This window comes from Sulfuritalea sp. (assembly GCF_017302275.1).
Classification (GTDB): Bacteria; Pseudomonadota; Gammaproteobacteria; order Burkholderiales; family Rhodocyclaceae; genus Sulfuritalea.
In genome coordinates this window covers 50,256-62,609 of the sequence record NZ_JAFLDR010000010.1, presented here as the reverse complement: position 1 = coordinate 62,609, position 12,354 = coordinate 50,256, and the positions used below count along the sequence as shown (strand labels likewise).

General features: G+C 65.8%; 11 protein-coding genes. 7 read left to right on the top strand and 4 right to left on the bottom strand.

Going from position 1 to position 12,354, the window contains the following annotated elements; genetic code table 11:
• The first annotated feature begins 35 nt into the window (after positions 1 to 35).
• Genes J0M27_RS07460 through eda form a run of 5 tightly spaced genes read left to right on the top strand, consistent with a single transcriptional unit; the run spans position 36 to position 4,280 of the window.
• Positions 36 to 1,037: a DctP family TRAP transporter solute-binding subunit gene (locus tag J0M27_RS07460; protein ID WP_294989298.1), complete on the top strand. Its 1,002-nt coding sequence runs from the start codon at positions 36 to 38 to the stop codon at positions 1,035 to 1,037.
• A gap of 13 nt (positions 1,038 to 1,050) precedes the next feature.
• Positions 1,051 to 2,043, top strand: coding sequence for a C-terminal binding protein (locus J0M27_RS07455; protein ID WP_294989295.1), 993 nt, complete (start codon positions 1,051 to 1,053; stop codon positions 2,041 to 2,043).
• Entirely contained in the window at positions 2,040 to 2,687 is a 648-nt protein-coding gene (locus tag J0M27_RS07450) for an RraA family protein (protein ID WP_294989293.1), read from the top strand. The genes J0M27_RS07455 and J0M27_RS07450 overlap by 4 nt, the downstream gene beginning before the upstream one ends.
• A complete protein-coding gene (locus J0M27_RS07445) occupies positions 2,674 to 3,636 on the top strand; it encodes a sugar kinase (RefSeq protein WP_294989290.1) in 963 nt (320 codons plus the stop codon). The genes J0M27_RS07450 and J0M27_RS07445 overlap by 14 nt, the downstream gene beginning before the upstream one ends.
• Positions 3,633 to 4,280, top strand: coding sequence for a bifunctional 4-hydroxy-2-oxoglutarate aldolase/2-dehydro-3-deoxy-phosphogluconate aldolase (gene eda / locus J0M27_RS07440; RefSeq protein ID WP_294989287.1), 648 nt, complete (start codon positions 3,633 to 3,635; stop codon positions 4,278 to 4,280). The genes J0M27_RS07445 and eda overlap by 4 nt, the downstream gene beginning before the upstream one ends.
• A 7-nt stretch (positions 4,281 to 4,287) precedes the next feature.
• Here eda and J0M27_RS07435 read toward each other — a convergent pair whose 3' ends face one another.
• From J0M27_RS07435 to J0M27_RS07425, 3 genes are read right to left on the bottom strand one after another with little or no spacing between them, the layout of a single operon-like run.
• Entirely contained in the window at positions 4,288 to 5,067 is a 780-nt protein-coding gene (locus J0M27_RS07435) for an SDR family oxidoreductase (protein WP_294989285.1), read from the bottom strand.
• 2 nt (positions 5,068 to 5,069) lie between these two features.
• A complete protein-coding gene (pcaD, locus tag J0M27_RS07430; RefSeq protein WP_294989282.1) occupies positions 5,070 to 5,852 on the bottom strand; it encodes a 3-oxoadipate enol-lactonase in 783 nt (260 codons plus the stop codon).
• Entirely contained in the window at positions 5,849 to 8,170 is a 2,322-nt protein-coding gene (locus J0M27_RS07425) for a UvrD-helicase domain-containing protein (protein WP_294989280.1), read from the bottom strand. Before J0M27_RS07425 ends, pcaD begins: the two co-directional genes overlap by 4 nt.
• A gap of 263 nt (positions 8,171 to 8,433) precedes the next feature.
• Between J0M27_RS07425 and J0M27_RS07420 the strand changes: the two genes are divergently transcribed.
• The gene (locus tag J0M27_RS07420) at positions 8,434 to 8,787 is read left to right on the top strand and encodes a hypothetical protein (RefSeq protein WP_294989278.1); all 354 of its coding nucleotides are present in this window, start codon (positions 8,434 to 8,436) and stop codon (positions 8,785 to 8,787) included.
• Here the strand turns inward: J0M27_RS07420 and J0M27_RS07415 are convergent.
• Complete coding sequence (locus J0M27_RS07415) at positions 8,784 to 9,656, bottom strand: FecR family protein (RefSeq protein WP_294989275.1); 873 nt, start codon at positions 9,654 to 9,656, stop codon at positions 8,784 to 8,786. The two genes, J0M27_RS07420 and J0M27_RS07415, sit on opposite strands and share 4 nt — an antisense overlap.
• Before the next feature lie 72 nt (positions 9,657 to 9,728).
• On the opposite strand from J0M27_RS07415, the gene leuS reads away from it, so the two are divergent.
• Positions 9,729 to 12,353 carry a leucine--tRNA ligase gene (leuS, locus tag J0M27_RS07410; RefSeq protein WP_294989272.1) on the top strand — a complete coding sequence of 875 codons (2,625 nt, stop codon included), beginning with the start codon at positions 9,729 to 9,731 and terminating at the stop codon, positions 12,351 to 12,353.
• Position 12,354: the final 1 nt, after the last annotated feature.

Sequence of the window (12,354 nt, the reverse complement as noted above, 5' to 3'; positions counted from 1 at the left end):
CCTCACCCTGACCCATTACACACAAGGAGACTCCCATGAAACTGAACCTGCTTGCCCTCGGCGCCGTCCTCTTCATGGGCCTGCCCGCCGCCCATGCCCAGAAGGTGCTCAAGTACGCCCACTTCCAGCCGGCCAAGGAAGACCAGCCCAAGCATGTGGCGGCTCTGGCATTCAAGGAACATGTGGAAAAGTCCACCAATGGCTCGATCAAGGTCGAGATCTATCCGGCCGGCCAGTTCGGCAAGGACCAGCAGACAATGGAGGGTGTCAAGCTCGGCACGCTGGAGCTCGCAGTGGCCCACGACGGCGCGGTCGCCACCATCTACAAGCCGATCGGCGTGCTCGGCATTCCCTTCCTCTACGAAAGCCACGAGCACGCCTGGCGCGTGTATGACTCGAAGTGGAAGGACGAAGCGAGCGCCGACATGGTCAAGAAGAGCGGCATCCGCCTGCTCGGCCTGGCCGACAACGGCGTCCGCCACTTCACCAACAGCCTGCGGCCGATCCAGTCGCCGGCCGACATGAAGGGCATGAAGATCCGCATCCAGCCCTCGCCCGTCTACAAGGCGCTGGTTGAGTCGCTCGGCGCGTCGGCCTCGGCGATTCCCTGGGGCGAACTGCCGACCGCCCTGCAGCAGAAGGTGGTCGATGGCCAGGAGAACGGCGTGACCAACATCATCGCCGCCAGCCTGTACCAGAGCCAGAAATACGCCACGCTCGATGGTCACGTCTGGTCAATCCACGCCTATATGGTCAATGAACGCTTCTACCAGGGCCTGAATCCCACTGAGAAAAAGGCGGTCGATGAAGCGACTGCCAAGGCGGTTGCCATCCACCGCAAGATGACCAGCGACCAGGACAAGAACGCCAAGTCCATCCTCGAAAAGCTCGGCATGCAGGCCTACGTGCCGACACCGGCGCAGATCGGCGAGTTCCGCAAACTGGCACAACCGCCGGTCAAGGAATGGGCCGAAAAGGAAATCGGCAAGGACTACGTCGATAACCTGTTCAAGGCGATCGAGGCGAACCGCAAGTAAGCGGCGAATCGGCATGAGCGAACGAAAGCAGGTTGTCGCGATCGATGGCGGCTATGCCGCCTACGACCAGGAGGAGACCCTGCTGGCTGCGGCTGGCGCGGAGTACCATCTGCGCCCCTGTGGCGGCAGCGAAGAGGCCGTGCTGGACGCTGTGCATGATGCCGACGTGATCATGGTCCGCGAGTCGCCGGTGACGCGGCGCGTGCTGGAAGGCGCGCCGCGCTGCAAGGCGGTGATCCGCTACGGCATCGGCGTCGACAACATAGACCAGGCGGCGGCGCGGGAGCGCCACATCATGGTTTGCAACGTGCCTGACTACGGCACCGACGAGGTGGCGACCCAGGCGGTAGCCCTGGCGCTCGCGGTGGTGCGGCGGTTGCGCCTGCACGACACCGAGGTGCGTGCCGGACGCTGGTCCACCGGTGTGTCGAAGCCGATGCACCGCCTGCGCGGAGCTACCCTTGGCCTCGTCGGCTATGGCCGCATTGCGCGCATGACGCAAGCGATGTTCGCCGGCTTCGGCATTGCCCGCGTGATGGCCTTCGACCCCCAGGCGAAAATGCCGGAAGCTGTTGAAGCGGCGGATGTGGACGCGATCTGCCGCGAGGCCGACCTGATTTCGCTGCATGCGCCCTTGACGATCGAAACCCGGAAGCTCATCGATGGCCGCCGACTTGCTTTAATGAAACCGAGCGCCATCCTCGTCAATACGGCGCGCGGTGGGTTGGTCGACCTTGACGCCCTGCAAGAGGCACTTGCCTCGGGACGCATCCTCGGCGCCGGCCTCGATGTGTTCGATCCCGAGCCACCCGACCCGAGCCATCCGATCTTCGCGCTGGACAACGTCGTGGTGACCAACCACATCGGCTGGTACAGCGAGGAATCGATGCGCGACCTGCAACGCCTGGCGGCCGAAGAAGTGGTTCGCGTGCTGCGCGGCGAACCGCCCCGGCACTGGCTCAATCCCTGGCGATTTCACGAAAAATCGGAAACGAGAACAACATGAATGAACTGATCGAAGGTTTCAACAAGGTGGCCGTTGCCTCTGTGGCCGACGCCGTGGACAAGGTCTGCGGCAAGCGCGGCTACATGGATTGCGAAATCAAGCCGCGCATCAACGAGAAGCGCATCTGCGGGCCGGCGGCAACCGTGCTCGAAGCGGCGACCGACGAGTTCGTTCCGCCGCAGCACGCACTCGACCTGATCGACGAAGCGCCGCGCGGCAGCGTGATCGTGATTTCCATCGCCGGTGGCGAGCCCAATGTGGCGGTCTGGGGTGGCCTGATGACGGCGGGCGCGGTGGCCAACGGCCATGCCGGCGCGGTACTCGACGGCGCCGTGCGTGACCTGACGGAGATCCGCCGCGACTACGACTTCCCCGTGTATGCCCGGGCCGTGAGCCCAGGCACAACGCTGGGCCGCTACCGCACGGTCGCCTCCCAGGTGCCGGTATGCGTTGCCGGCATCATGGTGCATCCGGGCGACATCATCGTCGGCGATATCGACGGCGTGGTGGTAGTACCGCAGGCCAAGGCCGCGGAAGTGCTGGCCATGGCACTGGAGATCGATGCCCGCGAGCTGGAGCAGGCCAAACTGATCATCGCCGAGAAATCCCTGCGCAAGGGCCTGGCCAAATATGGGCGGATCTGACGCCGGGCCGGGCTGGCCCGAGATCCTGACCCTGGGCGAACCGCTGATCGAGTTCAACCAGACCGATCCGGCGCGGCCGCAGTATCTGCAAGGATTTGGTGGCGACACCTCGAACGCGGCAATCGCCGCGGCACGCCAGGGGGCCAGCGTCGGCTACCTGACGCGCCTGGGAACGGATGCCTTCGGCGATTTGTTCGCCGACCTTTGGGCCGGCGAGCATGTGGATATACGAGGCGTGATTCGCGATCCCGGTGCGCACACGGGGGTGTATTTCGTCAGCCACGGACCGCAGGGCCACGTTTTCAGCTACCTGCGCGCAGGTAGCGCGGCAAGCCGGATGACGCCGCAGGAATTGCCGCGGGAGATGCTGGCGAACTGCCGCTGGCTGCATGTCTCCGGAATATCGCAGGCGATCAGCGCCAATGCCTGCGACACCGTTTTCACCGCGATCGATACCGTGCATGGCTTTGGCGGCAAGGTCAGCTTCGACTCGAACCTGCGGCTCAAGCTGTGGCCCCTGGACCGGGCTCGCGCCGTGATACTTGCGACGATTCCGCTGGCTGACATCTTCCTGCCCAGCATCGAGGACCTGCAGCAGCTGTCCGGGCTCGCCGATGCCGACGAGATCCTCGACTGGTGCTTTGCGGCGGGGGCGCGGATCGTCGTGCTGAAGCTGGGGAAGGATGGTGCCCTGTACGGCACAGCCACGGAACGGCATCGCCTAGCCGGGCATCAGGTCAAGGCGGTCGACGCCACGGGCGCTGGTGATTGCTTCGGCGGAGCCCTTCTGGCGCGTCTGGTCGCTGGGGATACAATGGCACGTGCCGTAGACTACGCCAATGCCGCCGCGGCGCTGACCACCCTCGACTTCGGCGCGGTGGCGCCGATTCCTCGAGCCGCCGAGGTCATGGCCTTCCTGCAATCCACCGCCGACGCATGCCGAACATGAAGCACGATCGATCGAACCGGATACGCGAGCTCATCGGCCAGAGGACGGTATTGCCCGTGCTGGTGATCGATGACGCAGCCAAAGCCGTGCCCCTGGCGCGCGCCCTGGCCGACGGCGGCCTGAAACTCATCGAAATCACTCTGCGTACGCCCGCAGCCCTGTCAGCCATTGCGGCAATTGCCGAGGCGCTGCCCGGGATCGAGGTGGGCGCCGGCACGGTTTGCGATGCCAGCGATGCCCGTCACGCCCAGAAGGCGGGCGCGCGCTTTGCGGTCAGTCCGGGGCATGCGACAAACTTGGGGAAAGCCTGTGCCGAACTCGGGCTTCCCTATCTGCCCGGTGTGGCGACCGCCAGCGAAGTGATGGCGGCACGCAATGACGGCTACGACGTCATGAAGTTCTTTCCCGCCGAAGCGGCGGGTGGCCTGGCAATGTTGGCTGCCCTGGCCGGACCGTTCCCGGATGTCATGTTCTGTCCGACAGGTGGCATTGACGCGGCCAATGCCCCTGCCTACCTTGCCCGGTCGAACGTGCTGTGCGTGGGCGGCAGCTGGATCGCGCCGCGCGACGAGGTGACCGCCGGCCACTGGGCGAAGCTCACCGGGCTTGCTGCCGCTGCCGCGCGATTGCAGCGCGGCGGCTAGCCGGGCTTCAGAAGGTGCCGCTGTAGGCGCCGCCGTCGATCAGCCAGTTCTGCCCGGTAATGAAGCCGGCTTGCGCCGAACACAACCAGGCGCAGGCGGCGCCAAAGTCCTCGGCATCGCCGATGCGGCCGGCCGGGATGGTGGCGATCCGTTCCGCCAGCGCCTGCTCGTAGCTGATGCCGCGCTGCCTGGCCTGGCCGCCGACAACCGATTTGACGCGATCGGTATCGTGAAAGCCCGGCAGCAGATTGTTGATCGTGACGTTGTGCGCCACGGTCTTGCGCGAGAGCCCGGCGACGAAGCCGGTAAGCCCCAGGCGCGCGCTGGTGGATAGCCCTAGCACGTCGATCGGCATTTTCACCGCGCCGGAGGTGATGTTCACGATGCGGCCGAACTTGCGTGCGATCATGTGATCGACGGTGGCCTTGATCAGTTCGATCGGCGCAAGCATGTTGGCGTCGAGCGCGGCGAGCCAGTCGTCGCGCAACGAGTTGCGGAAATCCCCGGGCGGCGGACCGCCGGCGTTGTTGACCAGGATGTCGGGCTGCGGGCAGGCCGCCAGCGCGGCGGCGCGGCCCGCCGCCGTGACGATGTCGGCGGCGACCGTCATGACGGTGACGCCGGTGGCAGCGCGGATTTCCGCCGCGGTCTTTTCCAGCGCCTCGGCGCCGCGCGCCACCAGCGTGACATTGACACCTTCGCGCGCCAGGGCCATGGCGCAACCGCGGCCGAGGCCCTTGCTCGACGCGCAGACCAGTGCGGACCTGTCCTTGATTCCGAGATCCATGTTCAGCCTTTCAGGAAAGCGGCGACCAGCCGGTTGAAGGTTTCCGGCTGCTCGATGCAGGACAGGTGCGATGCCGATGGGATGATCTCGAGCCGGGCGCCGGGTATCGTCGAGGCGATGAGTTCCGACATCGCCGGCGGCGTGCCGGGATCGTCGGCGCCGGCAATGACCTGGGTCGGCGCGCGGATCGCGCCTATCCTGGCCGTGATGTCGAGCGCGCGGATGGCGCCGGCGCAGCCGATGTAGCCCGCCGGCGGCGTGCCAGCGATCAGGCCGGCGATGCGCGCGGTTTCGGCCGGCTGCGCGGCACGAAACGCCGGCGTGAACCAGCGGCCCAGCGTGCCCTCGACCAGGCCCGCACAACCCTGGCTGCGGGCCATGCCGATGCGTTCGTCCCACAGCGGTCCGGCCTCGGGCGGGATGCGGCTGGTGGAGTTGGCGATCACCAGCCTGTCCAATCGCTGCGGCGCCGCGAGTGCAAAGTGCTGTCCGATCATGCCGCCCATCGAGAGGCCGACGAAATGCGTGCGCGCTATCTCCAGCGCATCGAGCAAGCCGGTGAGGTCGGCCGTGAGCTGGCCGAAGCTGTAAGGACCTTGCGCTGCCGTCGTGCCGCCGTGGCCGCGCGTGTCGTAGCGCAGCACCGTGAAAGTCGGCGCCAGCGCCACGGCGAGCGCGTCCCACATGGTCAGGTCGCAGCTCAGCGAATGCGAGAGCGTGACCCAGGGGCCGCTGCCTTCGATTTTGTAATTGATGGAAATGCCGTTGGCTTCAATGGATTTCATGCTGCCTCCAGTTTGGCGACCGACAGGGCCAGCCACTTCATGCCGGCATTGCCGAAGTTCACTTGCACGCGGGCGTCGGTTCCGCTGCCTTCGGCGTTGATAATGACGCCGAGGCCGAATCTTGCATGCATCACGCTCTGGCCGATGCGGAAACCGCTGCCAGCGGAGGACTCGCTGCGGCGCGGCGCCGCGCCATAGGAGGAAGTACCCGACGATCCATACGAACCGCTGGCCGAATCCTGCATCGCGAAGCCGCCCTTGCCGGCGCGCGGTGTCAGCCATTTCACCAGTTCTTCCGGCACCTCGTCGAGGAAACGCGAGGGCAGGTTGTAGCGGGTCTGGCCATGCAGCATGCGGGTCTGCGCGAAGCTGAGATAGAGCCGCTGCCGCGCGCGGGTGACGGCGACGTACATCAGGCGGCGCTCTTCCTCCAGGCCCGATTTTCCGTCCCGCGTTTCGGTCAGCGAGTTCTCGTGGGGGAACAGGCCGTCTTCCAGACCGCTGATGAAGACCACGTTGAATTCGAGGCCCTTGGCGGAATGCACGGTCATCAGTTGCAGCGCGTCGTCGCCCTCGCCGGCCTGGTGTTCGCCGGCCTCGAGCGAAGCATGGGCGAGGAACGACGACAGGTCGTTGCCGTACTGCCCGGTGATCTCGCCGTCCGGGTCGGGTGTGCCTTCCTCGGCGACGAAGCTGGCGGCGGCATTGATCAGTTCGTCGAGGTTGTCCAGCCGCTCCTGGCCTTCCTTCTCATTCTTGTAATGGGCACGCAGACCGGACAGTTCGAGCACGTGGTCGACCAGTTCCGGCAGCGGCAGGTGGGCGGCATCGCGCAAAGTCACGATCAGTTGCGCGAACGCGGCAAGCTTGGCGCCGCCGGCGCCACTGACCTGCGGAATCGCCGCGTGCAGGCTGCTGTTGGCGGCCTTCGCGGCATCCTGCAGGGTTTCCAGGCTGCGCGCGCCGATGCCGCGCGTGGGGAAGTTGACGACGCGGGCAAACGCCGTGTCGTCGTCGGTATTGGCGATCAGGCGCAGGTAGGCCAGGGCGTGCTTGATTTCGGCGCGCTCGAAGAAGCGCAGCCCGCCATAAACGCGGTAGGGCAGGCCGGCGTTGAACAGTGCATGTTCCAGCGCGCGCGACTGCGCGTTGCTGCGATAGAGCAGGGCGATCTCGGCGCGCGCGTGGCCATCGCGCTGCAGGGCCTTGACTTCCTCGACGATCCAGCGCGCCTCGTCGCCCTCGCCATAGGCTTCATGGACGCGGATCGGCTCGCCGCTGCCGGCCTCGGTCCACAGGTTCTTGCCCAGGCGTGAGGGATTGTTCTTGATGATGGCGTTGGCCGCGTCGAGGATGTTGCCGTGCGAGCGGTAGTTCTGCTCCAGGCGGATCAGGTTCGTCACCTTGAACTCGCGTTCGAAGTCGGCCATGTTGCCGACGTCGGCGCCGCGGAAGGCGTAAATGCTCTGGTCGTCGTCGCCGACGCAGAACAGACAGCACCCACCCCCCGACCCCCGCCCCGCGGGCGGGGGTGACTGTAGTTCGCCGCTGCGCGGCTCCGTGTAGAACACTGCGCCTCCTTGGGACGGCCCTGCGTTGGCGCCAGGTGCCCCTCCGGCGAGCAGCTTCAACCAGCGGTATTGCAGCTTGTTGGTGTCCTGGAACTCATCAACAAGAATGTGGCGGAAACGTTGCTGGTAATGCCGGCACAGGGGCTCGTTGCGCTCCAGCAGCTCGTAGGAGCGCAGCAACAGTTCGGCGAAATCGACCACGCCTTCACGCTGGCATTGCGCTTCGTAGGCCTCATAGAGGCCGACGCGCTTCTTCGCCCAGTCATCCCATGCCTCGACCGCGGCGGGGCGCAGGCCCTGCTCCTTCTGCGCGTTGATGAAGTGGCACAGCTCGCGCGGCGGGAACTTCTCGTCATCGACATTGAGCGATTTGAGCAGGCGCTTGACTGCCGACTGCTGGTCGGCGGAATCGAGGATCTGGAACAGCTGCGGCAGGCCGGCGTCGCGATGGTGGGCGCGCAGCAGGCGGTTGCACAGGCCGTGGAAGGTGCCGATCCACATGCCGCGGACGTTTATCGGCAGCATGCCCGCCAGCCGCGTCTGCATTTCCTTGGCCGCCTTGTTGGTGAAGGTCACGGCGAGGATGCCGGGCGGCGACACCTGCCCGGTCGAAATCAGCCAGGCGATGCGCGTGGTCAGCACACGTGTCTTGCCGGAACCGGCGCCGGCGAGGATCAGGGCATGGACCGGCGGCAGGGTGACAGCGGCCAACTGCGGCGCGTTGAGGTGGAGAAGCAGGGGATTCATGGACTGGGCCGGCGGGTGGAAACGCGATTATATCGACCGGGTTGCGGCCACGATCTTCGGGAGTAAGCACTAACAATGGCCGCCGGCACCGGAATCAAACGAAATTCCCGTGCGTTTTGCGTTGCACCAAATTTTGTTGCCTTAGAGTAATTCACCCATACGTTGCCTGTAGAATCCGGCATGCTGCGATGCACCACGTTGCGTGCTGGAAAGGCCATCCCGGCTCACAAGGCCGGGATGGCCCGAACAACAGGAGAAACACCATGAGAACCCCGCCCAAGACACCCAAACTGCTGCCCTGGCTGGCCAAGAAGGCCGGCATCAGCGACGCGCGCGCGGCCACCTTGTGGCACGACGCCGAGCGCTGGGCCGCGCGTCAGGCGACACACGGTTCCGCAACCTACTTCAAGCTCGCGGTGGATCGCCTGATGGAACTGGTCGCTGCGGAATCCCTGCGCCAGGACGCCGCCTCATTCGGCTGGCGGCGATGGGCGCGCACCCAGGCCCGCTTCTGGGCCGTGTCGATGCAAGCGATGCATGAGGCGTCGGCGCTGTCCGCACGCGGCTGGCGCCTGTTCGGCTCCGCCCCGCGGCAGCGGCAGCAAGTCCCCGGCTAGTTCACCACGCGCGGCATAAGTTCCGTCGCCGCCTTCAAGCGGGCGGCGGCCACGCCGGCTTCCGCCGCGCTGGCATAGCCGCCCAGCACCACGTCGTAGGCCCAGCCGCCGCCTTCCATTTCCCGCGGCCGTATGCGCGCCGCAAAACCCGCATCGCGCGCCTGATCGTAGATCGCCAGGGCGCCCGCCTCGCTGTCGGCGCTGCCGGCGAGGATGCTCCGCTTGCCCCGTGCGCTCGCCGCACCGTCGCCGGCAAGGATTTCAGTCTGCCGCGCCAGTTTCTTGAATACCTCGGGATCGAGCGGCTTGACGGCCGCCGACTGGCCGCTGGGAGCGTCGAAGTAGGTCAGCGGCTCGGCCATCTCGGTCACCTGGCCGGCACGGGTGATCTCGATGCGACCTTCGAGCAGGGCCACCAGATCGCCGTCCTTGTCGGTCTTGCCCCAAACGTCGGTGCCGCGAATGCCGATCGTGGCGGTTCCGACGCGGATCGCCACTTCGCGCGGCTGGGCCTTTTTCAGCTTCCCCGTGGTGTAACGGAACGCTCCGGCGAGGACATCGAGCGCGCCACGAAAGGTTTTTTCCGGTTGCAGGCTGCGCGTGTGCACGCTGAAGCGCGCCGATTCGCCAAGCTTGACCCGGCTGCCCTCGGCCAGCATCAGGTAGGCGCGCGCGCCGGACCCGGTGCGCACCACGTCGCCGCTCTTGATTTCCATGCCGGCCGCCAGCGGCTGCGTCATGCCGCCGCGATCCAGCCATGCGGGCGCCTGAACGACTTCGACCGTAGCGGGCGCCGCGGCCCAGACCGCGCCGGACAGGAAGGCGACAAGGGCGAAAACCCCGGTAAACAGCCGGTTCAAGGGACGCATGCAAATCCTTTCACACAGAGTCGGCGGGTATAATTCCGCCCTTTGCCAGCACTCAACGCAGACACCCCGGCCATGCAGGAAAAATACCTTCCGACGGAAATCGAGCAGGCCGCACAGGCCTGGTGGAACACCACTCAGACCTTCCGCGCCGTCGCGGATGGGGGTTCGCCAAACGCGCGGCCGAAGTACTACTGCCTGTCGATGTTTCCCTACCCGTCGGGCAAGCTGCACATGGGGCACGTGCGGAACTATACCATCGGCGATGTGCTCTCCCGCTACCACCGGATGAAGGGCTACAACGTGCTGCAGCCCATGGGCTGGGACGCCTTCGGCCTGCCCGCCGAAAACGCCGCGATGCAAAACAAGGTACCGCCGGCGAAGTGGACCTGGGACAACATCGCCTACATGAAGAAGCAGCTCCAGTCGCTGGGTTTTGCGATCGACTGGGAACGCGAACTGGCGACCTGCGCGCCCGAGTACTACAAGTGGAACCAGTGGCTGTTTCTGCGCATGCTGGAAAAGGGCATCGCCTACAAGAAGACACAGGTGGTGAACTGGGACCCGGTGGACCAGACCGTGCTGGCCAACGAGCAGGTGATCGAAGGCCGCGGCTGGCGCACCGGCGCGGTGGTGGAAAAGCGCGAGATCCCCGGCTACTACCTCGCCATTACCAAATATGCCGACGAGCTGCTCTCGGCGCTGGACACGCTGCCGGGCTGGCCCGAACGGGTCAAGACCATGCAGGCCAACTGGATCGGCAAGAGTACCGGCGTGCGCTTCGCCTTCCCATACGAACTGGACGGCAAGCAGGAGAAGCTCTGGGTGTTCACCACCCGTGCCGACACCATCATGGGCGTCACCTTCTGCGCCGTTGCCGCCGAGCACCCGTTGGCGACGCACGCGGCGAAGAGCAAGCCGCAGCTCGCCGCCTTCATCGATGAGTGCAAGCACGGCTCGGTCATGGAAGCCGACATGGCGACCATGGAAAAGAAAGGCATGCCGACCGGCACCTTCGTCAACCATCCGCTGACCAATGATCCGGTCGAGGTCTGGGTCGGCAACTACGTGCTGATGAGCTACGGCGAAGGCGCGGTGATGGCGGTGCCGGCGCATGACGAGCGCGATTTCGAATTCGCCAGGAAATACGGCCTGGCGATCAGGCAGGTGATCGCGGTCGAAGGCGAGACCTTCTCGCTCGACGGCTGGCAGGAGTGGTATGCCGACAAACAGCGCGGCAAATGCGTGAATTCCGGCAAGTACGACGGGCTGGGCCTCGAAGCGGCCACTGCGGCCATCGCCGCCGACCTGAAAGCCAAAGGGCTCGGCGACACCCAGGTGCAGTACCGCCTGCGCGACTGGGGCGTTTCGCGCCAGCGCTACTGGGGCTGCCCGATCCCGCTGATCCATTGCGAAGCCTGCGGCACCGTCCCGGTGCCCGACGATCAGTTGCCGGTGAAGCTGCCCGAAGACTGCGTGCCCGATGGCTCCGGCAATCCGCTGGCGAAGCGTGCCGATTTCGTCGACTGCGCCTGCCCGAAATGCGGCAAGCCGGCCAAACGCGAAACCGACACCATGGACACCTTCGTCGATTCGTCCTGGTATTACGCCCGCTATTGCGTCGATCCGGCAACACGCGCGGCGAACACCGCCATGGTCGATGCCGCCAGCAACCACTGGATGCCGGCCGACCAGTACATCGGCGGCATCGAACACGCCATCCTGCACCTGCTCTACTCGCGTTTCTGGACCAAGGTCATGCGCGACCTCGGCCTGGTGACTTACGACGAGCCCTTCGCCAACCTGCTCACACAAGGCATGGTGCTCAACCACATTTTCAGCCGGCGCACCGACAAGGGTGGCATCGAGTACTACGCACCCGACGAGGTTGATCTGTTGCGCGACGAGGGTGGCCATGTGGTTGGCGCCACGGCGAAAGCCGACGGACGGCCGGTGGATTACGGCGGCGTCGGCACCATGTCGAAATCCAAGCGCAACGGCGTCGATCCGCAGGAGCTTATCGAGACCTACGGCGCCGACACCGCGCGCTTCTTCATGATGTTCGCGAGCCCGCCGGAGCAGACCCTGGAGTGGTCGGACTCGGGTGTCGAGGGCGCCTACCGTTTCCTCAAGCGCGTCTGGGCTTTCGGCCATGCCTGCCAGTCGCTGTCGCGCGGCGCGATGCCGGCGACGCTGGCGGCCGGCCCCGCCGCGCTGCGCCGCGAGATCCACCTGCTGCTCAAGCAGGCCAACTACGACCTTGCCAAGCTGCAGTTCAACACCGTCGCCTCGGCGGCGATGAAAATGCTCAACGCGCTGGAAAAGGCGCACAAGGAGTCGAATGCGGACGACGCCCACGCGCCGGTCCTGGGCGAAGGTTTCGGCATCCTGCTGCGCATGCTGTCGCCGATCGCGCCGCACATCTGCCACGCGCTCTGGATCGAACTCGGCTACGGCACCGACATCCTCGCCGCGCCCTGGCCCGAGCCGGTCGAGGCCGCGCTGGTGCAGGACGAGGAAGAACTCGTGCTGCAGGTCAATGGCAAGCATCGCGGCAGCATCCGCGTGAAAGTCGGCGCTGACCGCACGGCGATCGAGGCCATCGCGCTGGCCGCCGAGGCAGCACAGAAGTTCATGGAGGGCAAACCGGCGAAGAAAGTCGTCGTCGTGCCCGGCCGTCTGGTTAACATAGTGGTTTAGC

Coding starts and splice junctions, on each gene's coding strand:
- J0M27_RS07460 (WP_294989298.1), top strand. CDS start 36: ATGAAACTGAACCTGCTTGCCCTCGGCGCCGTCCTCTTCATGGGCCTG.
- J0M27_RS07455 (WP_294989295.1), top strand. CDS start 1,051: ATGAGCGAACGAAAGCAGGTTGTCGCGATCGATGGCGGCTATGCCGCC.
- J0M27_RS07450 (WP_294989293.1), top strand. CDS start 2,040: ATGAATGAACTGATCGAAGGTTTCAACAAGGTGGCCGTTGCCTCTGTG.
- J0M27_RS07445 (WP_294989290.1), top strand. CDS start 2,674: ATGGGCGGATCTGACGCCGGGCCGGGCTGGCCCGAGATCCTGACCCTG.
- eda (WP_294989287.1), top strand. CDS start 3,633: ATGAAGCACGATCGATCGAACCGGATACGCGAGCTCATCGGCCAGAGG.
- J0M27_RS07435 (WP_294989285.1), bottom strand. CDS start 5,067: ATGGATCTCGGAATCAAGGACAGGTCCGCACTGGTCTGCGCGTCGAGC.
- pcaD (WP_294989282.1), bottom strand. CDS start 5,852: ATGAAATCCATTGAAGCCAACGGCATTTCCATCAATTACAAAATCGAA.
- J0M27_RS07425 (WP_294989280.1), bottom strand. CDS start 8,170: ATGAATCCCCTGCTTCTCCACCTCAACGCGCCGCAGTTGGCCGCTGTC.
- J0M27_RS07420 (WP_294989278.1), top strand. CDS start 8,434: ATGAGAACCCCGCCCAAGACACCCAAACTGCTGCCCTGGCTGGCCAAG.
- J0M27_RS07415 (WP_294989275.1), bottom strand. CDS start 9,656: ATGCGTCCCTTGAACCGGCTGTTTACCGGGGTTTTCGCCCTTGTCGCC.
- leuS (WP_294989272.1), top strand. CDS start 9,729: ATGCAGGAAAAATACCTTCCGACGGAAATCGAGCAGGCCGCACAGGCC.